The following is a 14,090-nucleotide window of genomic DNA, read 5'->3' on the forward strand; positions in this document are numbered from 1 at the left end:
GTCCTACATTGGGAAAGTCCCGTGGCGGGAGGCTTCGGGACCATTCGCGACACGCCCCCTTCTTCCATGGCTCCATGCCGCAACAAGACAACCCCACCATGCAACACACATCCAGGCGCCTTCTTCTCGCCATCCTGCCTGCCGCTCTGCTGGCGGCCTGCGCCAGCGCTCCGGCCCCCACCACGGCAGCCGCAGCGTCGGGCGCCATCGACAACAGCGCCCTGCAGCGCAGCGATTTCCGCACCCATCAGGCCACCTATGGCCTGGTATATCGCCTGCCGGCCGATGCCACGGCCATCATGGACAGCCAGGTCACGCCCGTGGTGCACGAGCAGTTGCTGCGCCTGAAGCTGGTGGCCGAGGCCAACACCTTCAACCTGCCCCATGTCACCGTGGTGCATATCCACAGCGCCGACCCGTCCACGCCGCGCAAGATGCTGGCCGCCCTGCCGGCATTGCCGCCCGTGCTGCAGGACGTGCACCTGAAGAATTTCTACACCACCGAGGCCGCCAAGGGCGCCGGCAAGCCGTGGTGGCTGGACCTGGGCATCGTCAAGTCCGGCCCGGCCTACGAGGCCATGATGGACTTCAACACCCGCGCCACCACCGCCATGGCACCGCTGCGCGACGGCCCGCTGCCGCGCGTGACGGGGCCCGTCTATGCCCGCATGAACGATTCGGCCAAGACCATGGTGCAAAGCGTGGGCGTCAGCGGCATCAACCAGGTGCAGGCCGGCAAGGAGGTGCGCAGCCACAACCCGCACAACACCCTGGTCTACAGCGAAGCCACCTTCACGCCCGAGATCGAGCGCGCCATGGGCGAGACCGCCGCGCGCCTGAACCGCATCCTGCCCGGCGGCTTCACGACCACGTTCGAGAACCTGTCCATCGTGGAGCTGGGTTTCTCGGGCAACGTCACGCGCGAGATCTACCGCATCAACCTCAAGGACCAGACGGCCTACGAGGTGAGCAACGGCCGCAGCGTCCAGCGCTGAGACCGGGGCGGAGCTCTGGCCGGCGGCTACAGGCGGTGCGTGCGGTCGCCGCGCACAAAGCCCATGGCGTCCCAGGGCTCCACGCCCTTGGCCAGGCCGATGACCTTGAACAGCTCGCCCATCTCGTGCTCCATCATCAGCTTGGTGGCCATGGCGCGCGGGCCCTGGGCCAGGGCGTCGAGCTTGGGTCCCAGGCCGCAGTTGATGAGGAAGTGGGCCTGCGAGGTATAGCCCAGCACCTCGAAGCCCGCCTCCTGCGCGGCCACGGCCGTGCCCGTGAAGTTCACGTGGGCCGTGATGTCCTTGAGGCCGACCTCGGCCAGCGGGTCGTCGTCCACCTTGTGCAGGCGGTGGCACACCAGGGTGCCCATGTGGCGCTGCGGATGGAAGTACTCGGACTCGCCGAAGCCGTAGTCGATGAAGAAGGCAGCGCCCCGCGCCATGCGCTCGCCCAGCGTGCGGATGAAGGCCTCTCCCTGCAGATGGATCTCGGTCAGGTAGTCGTGCTCGCCCTCGATCTCCATGGGCGGGCGCAGCTGCGTGGGCCGGTCTTCCCAGCCCAGGCTGCCGTCCGGCTGCAGCACCACCCCGCGCTCGTGCCAGACACCTGCCTTGCGCACCAGCAACTGCACGGGCATGGCATCCAGCACCTCGTTGCCGATGACCACGCCTTCGAGCCGCTCGGGCAGGGCATCGGCCCAGTGCACCAGTCCTTCGTACTTCACCAGCCTGAGCTGCTGGCGCGCACGCAGCGTACCCGACAGATCGACGATGGTGTAGCGGTCCGGCCGCACGCCCAGGGCGGCCAGCTCGTCCAGCACCTGCAGTGCGAGCGCGCCCGTGCCGGCACCAAATTCCCAGACTTCGCGGGTGTGCGTGCGCTGCAGCGCCTCGGCCACCTGGGCGGCCAGCAACTGGCCGAAGACCGGAGACATCTCGGGCGCGGTCACGAAATCGCTGCCCGACGATGGCATCAGCCCGAACTTGGCGGTGTCATTGGCGTAGTAGCCCAGGCCCGGCTCGTACAGTGCCAGGGCCATGAAACGGTCGAAAGCCAGCCAGCCTCCAGAGGACGCAATCTCTTGCGCAACACGGGATTGCAGGGCGGCCGTTAAAATTGAGGGTTCTGTCGTCACGATCCGTACATTGTCCTCGAATGTCCACACCTGCCCGAACACGCACCGTTTTGGTGACCGGCGCGGCCCGCCGCCTGGGGCGCGACATCGCGCTCGCGCTTGCCAGCGCCGGCTGGCAAGTGGCCGTGCACTACCGCGACTCGCACGACGAGGCGCTGGAGACGGCCGCCGCCTGCGCTGAACTGGCCGGCGACAGCGCCGCCCTGGATGCCGATTTCTTCAACGAGGATTCGGTGCGCTCCCTGGTGCCGCGCGCCGTGGCGCACTTCGGCCACCTGGATGCCGTGGTCAACAACGCCTCGCTGTTCGAGCATGACGATGCAGGCAGCTTCAGCTACGTGGCCCTGGAAGCCCACCTGCGCAGCAACACCGGCGCGCCCATCCTGCTGGCCCAGGCGCTGCATGCCCATATCGAGGACCGCGTGGCGTCCGGCGAGGAGCATGCCAGCGGTGCCGTGATCAACATGCTGGACCAGAAGCTCTGGAACCAGAACCCCGATTTCCTCAGCTACACGCTGTCCAAGGCGGCTCTCGAGGCCGCCGGCACCATGCTGGCGCTGGCACTGGCCCCGCGCGTGCGCGTCGTCGGCGTGGCCCCGGGCCTGACGCTGACCAGCCACATGCTGAGCCAGGAGCGCTTCGAGTCGCTGCACCGCCTCAGCCCGCTGGGCCGCTCGTCCAGCGCGGCCGACGTGGCAGCCACCGTGTGCTTTGCGCTGGACAACCAGTCCATCACCGGCACCACCTTGCTGGTCGATGGCGGCCAGCACCTGCAGCGCTTCGAGCGCGACTTTTCCATGATGTAGGCGCCTGCGCGCGCCACCCCAAACACTCCACGGCTTTTCCCCATGCACTCCGCCACCGGACAACAGATCCTGACGCTCACGGGTTTGCGCTTCGACGCCAACCTGGGCATCCTCGCCCACGAAAAACAGATGCCCCAGCCCATCCAGGTCGATGCCGAGCTGAGCCTGGGCACCCAACCGCTGGCGCCGCGCGACGACGACATCCTGCATGTGCTGGACTACCGCAAGGTGCGCCAGATCATCATCGATGAATGCACGGCCGAGCATGTGAACCTGCTGGAGAGCCTGATCGGCAAGCTGGCCCAGCGCCTGATGCAGCTGCCCGGCGTGCTGGGCGTGCGCGTGAAAATCGCCAAGCTGGAAATCTTTGAAGACTGCGAAGTGGCCATTCGCATAGAAACCGGACAATGGTGAACCCCATGAATGCAGTGACCGACAACCCCTGGCTGGCCGAAGAAGCCGCCCCCGAAACCGCCGCCGCCGATGCGGATGCCCAAGCCAATACCGCGAACGGCAACCGCATCAAGATCGAGCGCGAACAGGTCAAGCTGGAAAAGCGCCTGTGCCGCGAGGTGGGCCGCGCCATCACCGACTTCAACATGATCGAGGAAGGCGACAAGATCATGGTCTGCATGTCGGGCGGCAAGGACAGCTACACGATGCTGGACGTGCTGCGCAAGCTGCAAAAGCGCGCGCCCGTGAAGTTCGAGCTGGTGGCTGTGAACCTCGACCAGAAGCAGCCCGGTTTTCCCGACCATGTGCTGCCCGAGTACTTCAAGAGCATCGGCGTGGACTACCACATCGAAACGCAGGACACCTACAGCGTGGTCAAGCGCGTCGTGCCCGAGGGCAAGACCACCTGCGGCCTGTGCTCGCGCCTGCGCCGCGCCATCCTGTACAAGGTGGCCGACGAGCTGGGCTGCACCAAGGTGGCCCTGGGCCATCACCGCGACGACATCGTGCAGACGCTGATGCTCAACATGTTCTACGGCGGCCGCATGAAGGGCATGCCCCCGAAGCTGGTCTCGGACGACGGCAAGCATGTGGTGATCCGTCCGCTGTGCTACGTGCCCGAGAAGGACACCGTCCGCTGGGCCCAGTACCAGAACTTCCCCATCATCCCCTGCAACCTCTGCGGCAGCCAGGACGGCCTGCAGCGCGTGGCCGTGGGCGAGCTGCTGCGCGAGTGGGACAAGAAATTCCCGGGCCGCGTGGAAAGCATGTTCCGCGCCATGGGCCACATCGTGACCACGCACATGATGGACCCCGAGCTGCACGACTTCAAGAACGCCAAGGCCACCGGCATTGCCGACCCCAACGGCGACATGGCCTTCGACCATGAAGAGATGCCCGTCTCCGCATCACTGCCCGGCCTGCAGGTGGTACAACTGTCGTCCTGACGGCTGAACCTATAACAATCGCCCCACTCCAACCAAGGCCCGTGCAAACGGGCCTTTTTTCGACCAAGGAGTACACCATGAAGCTGCGCTGCATCCATGTCCTGGCCATCGTGGCCACGGCCTTGCTCACGGGCTGCGCCAGCGTGCGCGAAGTCCAGAGCACCGTCCAGAGCTATTCCACGCTGGGCGCCCTGCCCGCGCCGCCCACCTACCGCCTGGAAGTGCTGCCATCGCAACGCGAGGCGCAGACGCATTTCGCGGCCATCGAGTCCCAGGCCCAGCAGGCCCTGGGCCGCGTGGGCCTGCAGCGCGACGACTCCCGGGCCAGCCTGATCGTGCAGATCGGTGCCGACGCACGCTATGCGCGCGACTACGCCGCCTGGCCCTACTACGACCGCTGGGGCGGCCCGCGCTGGGGTTGGGGCGTGGGCTACGGGCGCGGCTGGGGCATGGGCTTTGGCGGCAGCTTCATGTTCGACGGCCCGCCGCTGGAGTACTACCGCGCCGTCAGCATCGTGATGCGCAACGCCACCACGCAGCAGATCGTCTACGAGACCTCGGCCCAGCGCCAGGATGTGTGGACCGACGATCCGGCCATCTTCGGCATCCTGTTCGACGCCGCCCTGACCGGCTTCCCCAACCCGCCCAAGGGCTCTCGCGTGGTGCGCACCACCATCGGACCGGTGCAGCAGGGTGGCGCGCCGGCGCAGCCGCCGGCCCAGGCGGCACCTGCGGCGCAGGCAGCACCGGCCACGTCAGCACCCGCCCGGTAAGCCATCGTGTCTCAGAAGCAAAGGCCTGCATCCGCAGGCCTTTTTTGGGTCCATCGCTGTCATTCGTTCCTGGGAACATGAGAACGCTGTAGGTCATGTGGACAGCGCTTTGCAGAGTTGGTAACTCATAAGTTACCATCCAGTCCATGCGAATCCAGCTCCAGGAGTACATCCGCGAAGACGGCAGCAGCGCGTACCAGACATGGTTCAACGGGCTGGATGGCCAGGCGGCCGCCAGGGTGGCCGTCGCCATGGCCCGCATGGAGTTGGGCAACACCTCCAATATCGAATGGTTCCGGGGTATTGGCGAATACAAGATCGACTGGGGCCCGGGCTACCGCATCTATCTCGCCAAGGACGGGGAAAGATTGATCATCCTGTTCGGGGGCAGCACGAAAAAGGGCCAGCAGAAGGCCATCGACGAAGCCGTGGCCCTGCACAGCGAATACAAGGCTCGCAAGAGGCAACGCCCCTCGGACAATGCCAAAAAAGGAACGAAGGCATGACGCTCACCCGCGATTTCAAACAAACGGTCATTCAGCGCATTGAGCGCGACCCTGCTTTCGCACAGGCGCTGCTTGATGAGGCGGCCACTCTTTTTCTGAGTGGTGAGCCAGAAACGGCACGCCTCGTCCTGCGCGATCTCGTCAACGCAACGGTGGGATTCGAGACGCTGGCCGACCTCACGCACAAGCCGAGCAAGAGCCTGCACCGCATGCTCTCGCCGAAAGGCAACCCCAGCATGGACAATCTTGCCGCGATCTTTGCCGCCATCAAGAACTGGCTTCAGGTCCGGTTCGACGTGCGGGTCGTTGCCGCGACCTGAACGCCAGGCCATGGCAGTGCACTTGCCTCAGTGCACATGCTCCATATCCGGCACGGCAGCCATCAGCGCGCGCGTGTACGCATGCTGCGGTGCATCGAGCACGGCGCCGGCCTCGCCGGCCTCGACCAGGCGGCCGCGCTGCATGACGCCGATGTCGTCGCACATGTGGCGGATCACGGCCAGGTTGTGGCTGATGAGCAGATAGGTCAGGCCGAACTCCTCCTGCAGGTCGCGCATGAGGTTGAGCACCTGGGCCTGGACCGAGACGTCCAGCGCCGAGGTGGGTTCATCGCAGATGATGAACTCGGGCCGGCTGGCCAGGGCGCGCGCGATGGCGATGCGCTGGCGCTGCCCGCCCGAGAACTGGTGCGGGTACTTGCGCGCATCGTCGGGCTTCATGCGCACGCGGCGCAGCGCCTCCTGCACGCGCTCGGCCGTCTCGTCCTTGCCGGCCGTGAGGGCCAGCACCTGCAGGGGCTCGGCAATCAGTTCCTGCACGGTCCAGCGCGGGTTCAGGCTGGCATACGGGTCCTGGAAGATCATCTGGAAGCGCCGGCGCATGGCCACGGTCTGGGCGGCCGGGCTCCACTTGTCCACGCCGTCGAACAGCACGGTGCCGCTGGTCGGGGGCGTCAGCCCGGCCACCATGCGCGCCACCGTGGATTTGCCCGAACCGGACTCACCGACCAGGCCGAATGTGGAGCCCCTGCGGATGGAGAAGCCGACGCCGTCCACGGCCTTGAGGATCTTTTTGTCCTCGCGCGCCAGCAGCCGGGCCAGCCAGCCGCTGGACAGGTCGAACTCCTTGCACAGATCCCTGACCTCCAGCAGGGCTGCCGCGTGCTCCTGCGCTCCGGCCCTAGGCTGCCAGGGCACGGCGGGCGCGGCCGGGCCGCCGCCCACCTCGGGCACGGGCAGGCGCTGCACGCGGTGGTGCACGCTGGGAATGGCGCCCATCAGCACCTGGGTGTAGGGCTGCTGCGGCGCGTCCAGCACCTGGCGCACGGGGCCGGTTTCCAGCACGCGGCCCTGGTACATGACCATGACGCGGTCGGCCGTCTCGGCGATGACGCCCATGTCGTGGGTGATCAGCATGGCGGCCGCGCCGCGCTCCTTGCACACACGGCGCAGCAGGGCAATGATCTGCGCCTGCACGGATACGTCCAGCGCCGTGGTGGGCTCGTCGGCAATGATGAGTTCGGGCTCGGCGCACAGCGCCAGGGCGATGGCCACGCGCTGGCGCATGCCGCCCGAGAACTGGTGCGGATACTGGGCCATGCGCTCGCGCGCCTGCGGGATCTCCACCTCTTCGAGCAGGGCCAGCGCGCGGGCCTCGGCCTCCTTCTCGGAGACGGGCAGGTGCGTGCGGATGGTCTCCACCAGGTGCCGGCCCACGGTATAGACCGGGTTCAGGCTGGTCAGCGGGTCCTGGAAGATGGAGCCTATGCGCCGGCCGCGTATGCGCCGCAGGTCCTCGCCGCGCAGCGTGTCGATGCGCTCGCCGCGCAGCTGCACCGTGCCGGCCGAGATGCGGCCCGGCGGCTCGATCAGGCCGATCACGGCGGCGCCCGTCATGGACTTGCCCGCGCCCGACTCGCCGACCACGCCCAGGATCTCGCCGGGCGCGATGTCGAAGGACACATCGTCCAGCACCTGCACGGGGCCCTTGTAGGTGTCGAAGGTGACGGACAGGCCGCGAACGCTCAGCACCGGAGGCTGTGCAGGGGGCTGCCCGGATTCTTGTGTCGTGCTCATTGCAGCTTGGGGTTCAGTGCGTCGCGCAGCCAGTCGCCGACGAGGTTGACGGACAGCGCCAGCGCCAGCAGCACCAGCGAGGGGAACAGCAATATCCACCACTCGCCCGAGAACAGGAAGCCCTGGCCGATGCGGATCAGCGTGCCCAGCGAAGGCTGGGTGGGCGGCAGGCCCACGCCCAGGTAGGACAGCGTGGACTCGGCCACGATGGCATGCGCGAAGCTGATGGTGGCGATCACCAGGATGGGCGCCAGCAGGTTGGGCAGGATGTGGCGCACCAGGATGGCCACGCGGCTGCGGCCAATGAGCTGGGCCGCCAGCACGTAGTCCTTGTGCTTTTCCACCATCACCGCGCCGCGCACGGTGCGTGCGTACTGCACCCAGTCGGACAGGCCGATGGCCACGATGATCACGAAGACCGCCATGTCGTCGCGGTAGCCCTCGGGCAGCAGGCCGCGTGCGATGCCGAAGACCAGCAGCGCCACCAGGATCACGGGAAAGGTCAGCTGCACATCGGCGATGCGCATCATCAGCGTGTCGAACCAGCCGCCCGCATAGCCGCAGACCAGGCCCAGCGGCACGCCGATCAGCAGGGACAGCCCCACGGCCGACACGCCCACCAGCACCGACATGCGCAGCCCGTAGAGGATGGCGCTCCACACATCGCGGCCCTGGTCGTCCGAGCCCAGCGCGTACAGCGTGCCGCTGGTACCCGCCTGGCCCGGCGGCGTGAAGGCATCCATCAGGTCCAGATTGGCCGGATCGAAGGGGTTCTGCCAGGCCAGCCAGGGCGACAGCAGCGTGGCCGCCACGATCAGCGCCAGCACCAGCGCCGCCGCCTGCACCAGGCGCGAGCGTGCAAAGGCGCGCTTGACCGGCGAGTCGCTGGCGCGCCAGCCCGTGGGAGGGATTGCTTGTTTGGCGGAATCGGTCATCGGTTTCTCAAGCGGGGGTCCACGATCACGTACAGGAAATCGACGAGCAGGTTGATGCCCACGTACAGCAGCGCGATGAACATCAGGTAGGCGGCGATCAGCGGCACGTCCACGCCCTGGATGGAGGAGATGAACAGCAGGCCCACGCCGGGCCACTGGAACACGGTCTCGGTGACGATGGCAAAGGCGATCAGCGAGCCGATCTGCAGGCCCGCGATGGTGATCACGGGAATCAGGGTGTTGCGCAGCGCATGGCCGAAGTACAGGTCGCGCTCGCGCAGCCCGCGCGCGCGGCCGAAGCGCATGTAGTCGGCGCGCAGCACCTCCAGCATCTCGGCGCGCACCAGGCGCATGATCAGCGTCATGTTGTAGAAGCCCAGCGTGATGGCCGGCAGGATCAGCGCCGACCAGCCCGAAGCCGTCAGCAGCCCGGTCTCCCAGCCGCCCAGCTTCACCGTCTCGCCGCGCCCAAAGGACGGCAGCCAGCGCAGCTCCACGGCAAACAGGTAGATCAGGGCGATGCCGATCAGGAAGGTGGGCAGGGATACGCCCACCAGCGACACCGTCATGATCGAGCGGCTTAGCCAGCCCTCTCGCCGTATGGCCGTGTACACGCCCAGCGCCACGCCGATGACCAGGGCGAACAGCGCCGCCGTCATCGCCAGCTCCAGCGTGGCGGGCAGGCGCTCGGCAATGATCTCGGTCACGGGGCGCTTGAGCCGGTAGGAGATGCCCAGGTCGCCCTGCAGCACCTTGCCCACGTAGCCCAGGTACTGCAGGGGCACGGGCTTGTTGAAGCCCAGGCTTTCCGTCAGCGCCTCGCGCTCGGCAACCGTCGCGTCCTCGCCCAGCAGGCTGATCGTGGGATCGCCGATATGGCGGAACACCATGAACGAGACAAAGGAAACGGCCAGCAGGACCAGGGCGGACTGGCCCAGCCGGCGCAGCAGATGGACCAGCATCGGCGCTTACTTCTTCTCGAACTTGACGAACTTGAAGTGCAGCGCGTTGTCCGGGTGCACGGGCACATTGATCCGGGGCACGGACGCGAAGTGGATCACCTGGTCATGCAGCGCAATGTAGAAGCGCTCCTTTTGCACCGTCTCCCAGATGCTCTTGATGGTGGCATCGCGCTTTGCCTTGTCGCTCTCCGAGGACAGGGACAGGATCTTGGCATCCACATCGGCATTGCTGTAGTGCGTCGCGTTCTGCGCGCCACGGCTGTCCTTGCCGCGCGTATGCACCAGGAAGTCGAAGATGTAGGCCGAGTCATAGGTGGGCACGCCCCAGCCGTACAGGTAGAAGTCGCTGTCCGCCTTGGTCAGCGACACGCTGTGCATGGCGATCGGCCGGGCCGAGACTTCGGTCTTGATGCCGATGCGGCCCAGGAAGCCCGCCACCGCCGTGGCAATGGCCTCGTCGTTCACATAGCGGTCATTGGGCGTGTTCAGCGTGATGGTAAAGCCGTTGGGGTAGCCCGCCTCGGCCAGCAGCTGCTTGGCCTTGGCGGCATCCGCCTTGGGATAGGCCGCGAAGGCCTTGTCGTAGCCGTTGACGAACGACGGCGCGATCACGCCCGTGGGAATCGACAGGCCGCGCATCACCGAGCGCTTGATCGCATCGCGGTCGATGGCCAGCTCGATGGCCTGGCGCACCTTGGGATCGGCCAGCGGATTCTTGCCCTTGACGTTGCTGCTCTTGAGCTCGGCCGCACCCACGTTCAGGCCCAGGAAGATGGAGCGGTTCTCGGGGCCTTCATTGATGCGCAGGCGCTTGTCCTGCTTCAGGCGCGCCACGTCCTGCGCGGGAATGTCCTGGGCGAAGTCCACCTCGCCCGACAGCAGGGCCGCCACGCGCGTGGCCGGGGACTTGATGGGCAGGTAGATCAGCTCGGTCACCTGCAGCGGGAACTGGCCCTTGCCCCAGTAGTCGGGGTTGAGCTTCATCACCGTCTTCGAATCGACCTCGCGGCTGGCCAGCACATAGGCGCCCGTGCCGTTGGCCGCGCGCGTGGCGCCGTTCTCGGTCTTGCTGGCCGTGTCCTGCGTGGTCTCGGCGCCGTTGGCCTTGGACCACTTCTCGCTCATGATGAAGAGGTTGGTCAGGTTGTCGGGGAAGATCAGGTTCGGGCCCTTGGTCTTCACCTGCACCGTGAGATCGTCCACGGCCTTGGCCTCCTCCATCGAGGACAGCAGGGACTTGACCTGGGCGTTCTCGCCCTTGGCGCGGTTCAGCGAGAAGACCACGTCGCGCGCCGTGAACGGCGTGCCGTCATGGAACTTGACGTTGGGACGCAGCTTGAACTCCCAGACCGACGGGTCGGAGGTCATCTTCCACGAGGTGGCCAGCGTGGGCACCAGCTTGCCGTCGGCCGAGCGGATGACCAGGGTTTCGTAGATCTGGTGCAGCAGCACGAAATTGGTGCCCACGTTGAAGGCATGCGGGTCCAGCGAAGTCGGATCGGAGCCGCGCGCCCAGCGCACGGTCTCGGCCTGGGCCAGCGCGGCCGAGGTCAACAGGCCTGCGGCCAGCAAAGAACTGCCCAGAATCTTCATGATCATTTGTCTGCTCCCCTGTGGATTGATTGGAAGGGCGGCGGTCATGCGACGCAGCAGCCCGGGCGCCGCAAGAAGCGGGCCATATAGGTGCGCCCCACTGTAAATAACTTTTACAGCTTGTTGAATTGATTTTTATACTTAAAAGCCATTTCCAAATAACAAGACCGCCGCCTGCGGCCCGCCATTGGCGTGCGGCCATCATGGACAGGCCAACGGCTTTGACAGCTAGTGAAAACGCGAAAGACCGCCACGGCCCGCTCTGGCAAAGGTTTGCAATCGGGCACAGGTCTGCGCCGCACGGCGTGCTAATTTCAGGCCCTGTATCGAGCCTGCGGGTTTCCGCGGAAAGGAAGCATCCATGAAGACATCCATTGCCAGCGCACTGCTGTGCGCCACGCTGGGCCTGGGCGCCCTGCCTGCCCAGGCGTCGGGCCTGGGCGACTCGCTGCGCCAGGCCTCGGGCCTTGGCGGTGACAAGGCCGCCGCCGGCAGCGAAGGCGCCGGCTCCGGCCTCGGCGGCATGCTGGGTGCGGGGGCAGGCGGTGCGGGTGCGCTGTCCGCCCTGGGCCTGAGCCCCTCGGCCACGGCCGGCAATGCGGCAGGCGTCATCTCCTACTGCATGAAGAACAACTACCTCAATGCCGACAAGGCGGCCCAGGTCAAGGACCAGTTGCTGGGCAAGCTGGGCATGCAAAAGCAGGAAGAGCCCAAGGACACGGGATTCCAGAACGGCCTGGGCGGCCTGGTCACCGGCTCCAACGGCAAGAGCTTCAGCATCGACAAGCTCAAGGGCGACCTCAAGGAAAAGGCCTGCGACTTCGTGCTGAACAACGCTAAATCGCTGATCTGACCCCCTGAGCGGCTGCGCCGCTTCCCCCTTCTCGCTTCGCGGAGGGGGACGACGCCTTCGGCTGGGCGCCCCCGCCGCGAGGCGGCTCTTGCTCGGCGTCCCTGAGTTGGGCCGCGCCAGTTTCAACGGTGGCGCGCGATGCAGGCTTGCCTGGCTTGCGGGACAATGCCTGCTCTTTTTGCAGCACCCCACGCCAGCCCCTCATGCAAGCCACGCGCATCATTGCCATCCGCCACGGAGAAACCGCCTGGAATGTGGACGCCCGCATCCAGGGCCATCTGGACATTCCTCTGAACGACATGGGACTTTGGCAGGCCGCCCAGGCCGGCAAGGCCCTGGCGGGCGAGCCGGTAGCCGCCATCTACAGCAGCGACCTTCTGCGTGCCTATGTCACGGCCGAAGCCGTGGCCGCAAGCACGGGGGCGACGCTGACGGCCGACAAGGGCCTGCGCGAGCGCTGCTTCGGCAGCTTCGAGGGCCAGACCTTCAACGATATCGAGGCGTCCCACCCGGAGGATGCGCTGCGCTGGCGCAAGCGCGATCCCGAGTTTGTGCCCGCAGGCGGCGGCGAGTCGCTGCTGATGCTGCGCGACCGCATCTCGGCCACGGTGAACCGGCTGGCCAGTGGCCATCCCGGCGAGCAGATCGTGATCGTGGCGCATGGCGGCGTGATGGATGTGCTCTACCGCCTGGCCACGCACCAGGAAGTGCAGGCGCCCCGCACCTGGGCGCTGGGCAACGCGGCCATCAACCGCCTGCTGTGGACGCCCCAGGGCCTGGGCCTGGTCGGCTGGGGCGATGTGCAGCACCTGGAAGGCGGTGCGCGCGACGAGGTTTTCAGCTGAACGCCCGCACTGCAGCGCAGTCCCTTATTCCACCTGGATATTGGCGGACTTGACGATCTGCGTGTAGCTCGCCTTTTCCTTCTTCAGGAATTGGGCGAACGTGGCCGGCGTGCCCGAGCCGGGCGTGGCGCCACTGTCCTGCAGGCGCTTGCGGACCTCGGGCAGCTTCAGCACCTCGGCCAGTTCGGCGGCCAGGCGGCTGACCACGGGTTCGGGTGTGCGGGCGGGGGCGAACAGGCCGGTCCAGGCTTCCAGCTCGAAGCCCTTGAGATCGGGCGCCTCCGCAAAGCTCATGACCTCGGGAATCACGTCGATGCGCTGTGCCGAGGTCACGCCCACGCCTTCCAGCTTTTTCTGCTGCACCAGCGGCGTGGCGCCGGTGGTCATCAGAATGCCCAGATCGACCTGGCCGCCCATGACCTCGCTGGTCACCTGGGCCACGCCGCGATAGGGCACATGGACCAGGCGGATGCGGGCGCGCTCCTGCAGCCGTTCCATGGCCAGGTGCAGCACCGTGCCCGCGCCCGGCGTGGCATAGGTCAGCGCGCCGGGCCGGGCGCGGGCCATGCTGATCAGCTCGTTGAGGTTGTGCACCGGCAGGCCAGGGCGGGCCACGATCACCATGGGCGCCGCGGTGACCAGACCCACGGGCGCCAGATCACGCTCGGCGTCATAGCGCACGGAGGAGTTCACCAGTTGCGCAATGCTCACCGGCCCGTCAAAGCCCAGCAGCAGCGTATAGCCATCGGCGTGCGAGCGCGCCACCTTGCTCACGCCCAGCACGCCGCCCGAGGCCGGCACGTTGTCCACCACCACCGACTGGTGCAGCCGCGCACCCAGCTTTTCGGCGATCAGCCGCGCCGTGGCGTCCACATCGCTGCCCGCGCCAAAGGGCACGATCAGGGTGATGGGCCCGGCTGCCGGCCAGGGCTTGCCCGCGCCCGGCGCGGCATGGGCGGCGGGTGCAGCGGCAAGGGCCGCAGCCAGTGAGGCGGCAGCCGATAGCAGGGAGCGGCGGGACAAGGGCATGGGGCTTGGGCATGCAAGGCGCATGCCGGCAAAGGCGGTGCGGGCTGGCGATGGCCTGCAGGGCAAGCACGTCCAGCGCGTGGAAAGCGGGCGATTCTGCCATAGGGCGCAATTTTCCTGCCACGCGCTTGCCATGAAGCCCCATTTATTGCAATCCGTTTCAACCCTTGTGATTCCGTGTC

General features: G+C 66.8%; 15 protein-coding genes. 9 read left to right on the forward strand and 6 right to left on the reverse strand.

Annotated features, from left to right (window positions below; all coding sequences use genetic code 11):
- The first annotated feature begins 98 nt into the window (after window positions 1-98).
- Window positions 99-995 (forward strand): hypothetical protein, encoded by an 897-nt coding sequence (locus tag IAE24_RS15020; RefSeq protein WP_063328016.1) that lies wholly within the window; start codon window positions 99-101, stop codon window positions 993-995.
- A gap of 26 nt (window positions 996-1,021) precedes the next feature.
- Here the strand turns inward: IAE24_RS15020 and IAE24_RS15025 are convergent, their stop codons facing one another.
- Window positions 1,022-2,035 carry a class I SAM-dependent methyltransferase gene (locus IAE24_RS15025; RefSeq protein WP_012203181.1) on the reverse strand — a complete coding sequence of 338 codons (1,014 nt, stop codon included), beginning with the start codon at window positions 2,033-2,035 and terminating at the stop codon, window positions 1,022-1,024.
- Between the two features lie 116 nt (window positions 2,036-2,151).
- Here IAE24_RS15025 and IAE24_RS15030 point away from each other — a divergent pair, with 116 nt between their 5' ends.
- From IAE24_RS15030 to IAE24_RS15055, 6 genes are all read left to right on the forward strand, one after another.
- Complete coding sequence (locus tag IAE24_RS15030) at window positions 2,152-2,937, forward strand: SDR family oxidoreductase (RefSeq protein WP_063327331.1); 786 nt, start codon at window positions 2,152-2,154, stop codon at window positions 2,935-2,937.
- Window positions 2,938-2,979: 42 nt separating this feature from the next.
- Entirely contained in the window at window positions 2,980-3,351 is a 372-nt protein-coding gene (locus IAE24_RS15035; RefSeq protein WP_013804281.1) for a dihydroneopterin aldolase, read from the forward strand.
- Window positions 3,345-4,337 (forward strand): tRNA 2-thiocytidine(32) synthetase TtcA, encoded by a 993-nt coding sequence (gene ttcA / locus IAE24_RS15040; protein ID WP_043825704.1) that lies wholly within the window; start codon window positions 3,345-3,347, stop codon window positions 4,335-4,337. Before IAE24_RS15035 ends, ttcA begins: the two co-directional genes overlap by 7 nt.
- A 77-nt stretch (window positions 4,338-4,414) precedes the next feature.
- Window positions 4,415-5,110: a DUF4136 domain-containing protein gene (locus IAE24_RS15045; protein ID WP_063327332.1), complete on the forward strand. Its 696-nt coding sequence runs from the start codon at window positions 4,415-4,417 to the stop codon at window positions 5,108-5,110.
- 146 nt (window positions 5,111-5,256) lie between these two features.
- Complete coding sequence (locus IAE24_RS15050) at window positions 5,257-5,616, forward strand: type II toxin-antitoxin system RelE/ParE family toxin (protein WP_063327333.1); 360 nt, start codon at window positions 5,257-5,259, stop codon at window positions 5,614-5,616.
- Window positions 5,613-5,936, forward strand: coding sequence for a helix-turn-helix domain-containing transcriptional regulator (locus IAE24_RS15055; protein ID WP_012203174.1), 324 nt, complete (start codon window positions 5,613-5,615; stop codon window positions 5,934-5,936). The genes IAE24_RS15050 and IAE24_RS15055 overlap by 4 nt, the downstream gene beginning before the upstream one ends.
- 27 nt (window positions 5,937-5,963) lie before the next feature.
- Here IAE24_RS15055 and IAE24_RS15060 read toward each other — a convergent pair whose 3' ends face one another.
- From IAE24_RS15060 to IAE24_RS15075, 4 genes are read right to left on the reverse strand one after another with little or no spacing between them, the layout of a single operon-like run.
- Window positions 5,964-7,691 (reverse strand): dipeptide ABC transporter ATP-binding protein, encoded by a 1,728-nt coding sequence (locus IAE24_RS15060; RefSeq protein ID WP_199961037.1) that lies wholly within the window; start codon window positions 7,689-7,691, stop codon window positions 5,964-5,966.
- On the reverse strand, window positions 7,688-8,626 hold the full coding sequence (locus tag IAE24_RS15065) for an ABC transporter permease (protein WP_012203172.1): 939 nt from the start codon (window positions 8,624-8,626) through the stop codon (window positions 7,688-7,690). The genes IAE24_RS15060 and IAE24_RS15065 overlap by 4 nt, the downstream gene beginning before the upstream one ends.
- Window positions 8,623-9,588: an ABC transporter permease gene (locus IAE24_RS15070; RefSeq protein WP_012203171.1), complete on the reverse strand. Its 966-nt coding sequence runs from the start codon at window positions 9,586-9,588 to the stop codon at window positions 8,623-8,625. Before IAE24_RS15070 ends, IAE24_RS15065 begins: the two co-directional genes overlap by 4 nt.
- A gap of 6 nt (window positions 9,589-9,594) precedes the next feature.
- Window positions 9,595-11,187, reverse strand: coding sequence for an ABC transporter substrate-binding protein (locus tag IAE24_RS15075; protein WP_012203170.1), 1,593 nt, complete (start codon window positions 11,185-11,187; stop codon window positions 9,595-9,597).
- A gap of 355 nt (window positions 11,188-11,542) precedes the next feature.
- Here IAE24_RS15075 and IAE24_RS15080 point away from each other — a divergent pair, with 355 nt between their 5' ends.
- Window positions 11,543-12,034 carry a DUF2501 domain-containing protein gene (locus tag IAE24_RS15080; protein WP_199961038.1) on the forward strand — a complete coding sequence of 164 codons (492 nt, stop codon included), beginning with the start codon at window positions 11,543-11,545 and terminating at the stop codon, window positions 12,032-12,034.
- A gap of 203 nt (window positions 12,035-12,237) precedes the next feature.
- Complete coding sequence (locus IAE24_RS15085; protein ID WP_065345339.1) at window positions 12,238-12,879, forward strand: histidine phosphatase family protein; 642 nt, start codon at window positions 12,238-12,240, stop codon at window positions 12,877-12,879.
- A gap of 24 nt (window positions 12,880-12,903) precedes the next feature.
- Here IAE24_RS15085 and IAE24_RS15090 read toward each other — a convergent pair whose 3' ends face one another.
- Window positions 12,904-13,908, reverse strand: a complete 1,005-nt coding sequence (locus IAE24_RS15090) for a Bug family tripartite tricarboxylate transporter substrate binding protein (RefSeq protein WP_199961039.1) — start codon at window positions 13,906-13,908, stop codon at window positions 12,904-12,906.
- Window positions 13,909-14,090 lie beyond the last annotated feature (182 nt).

This window comes from Delftia sp. S65 (assembly GCF_016516495.1).
GTDB lineage: Bacteria > Pseudomonadota > Gammaproteobacteria > Burkholderiales > Burkholderiaceae_C > Comamonas > Comamonas acidovorans.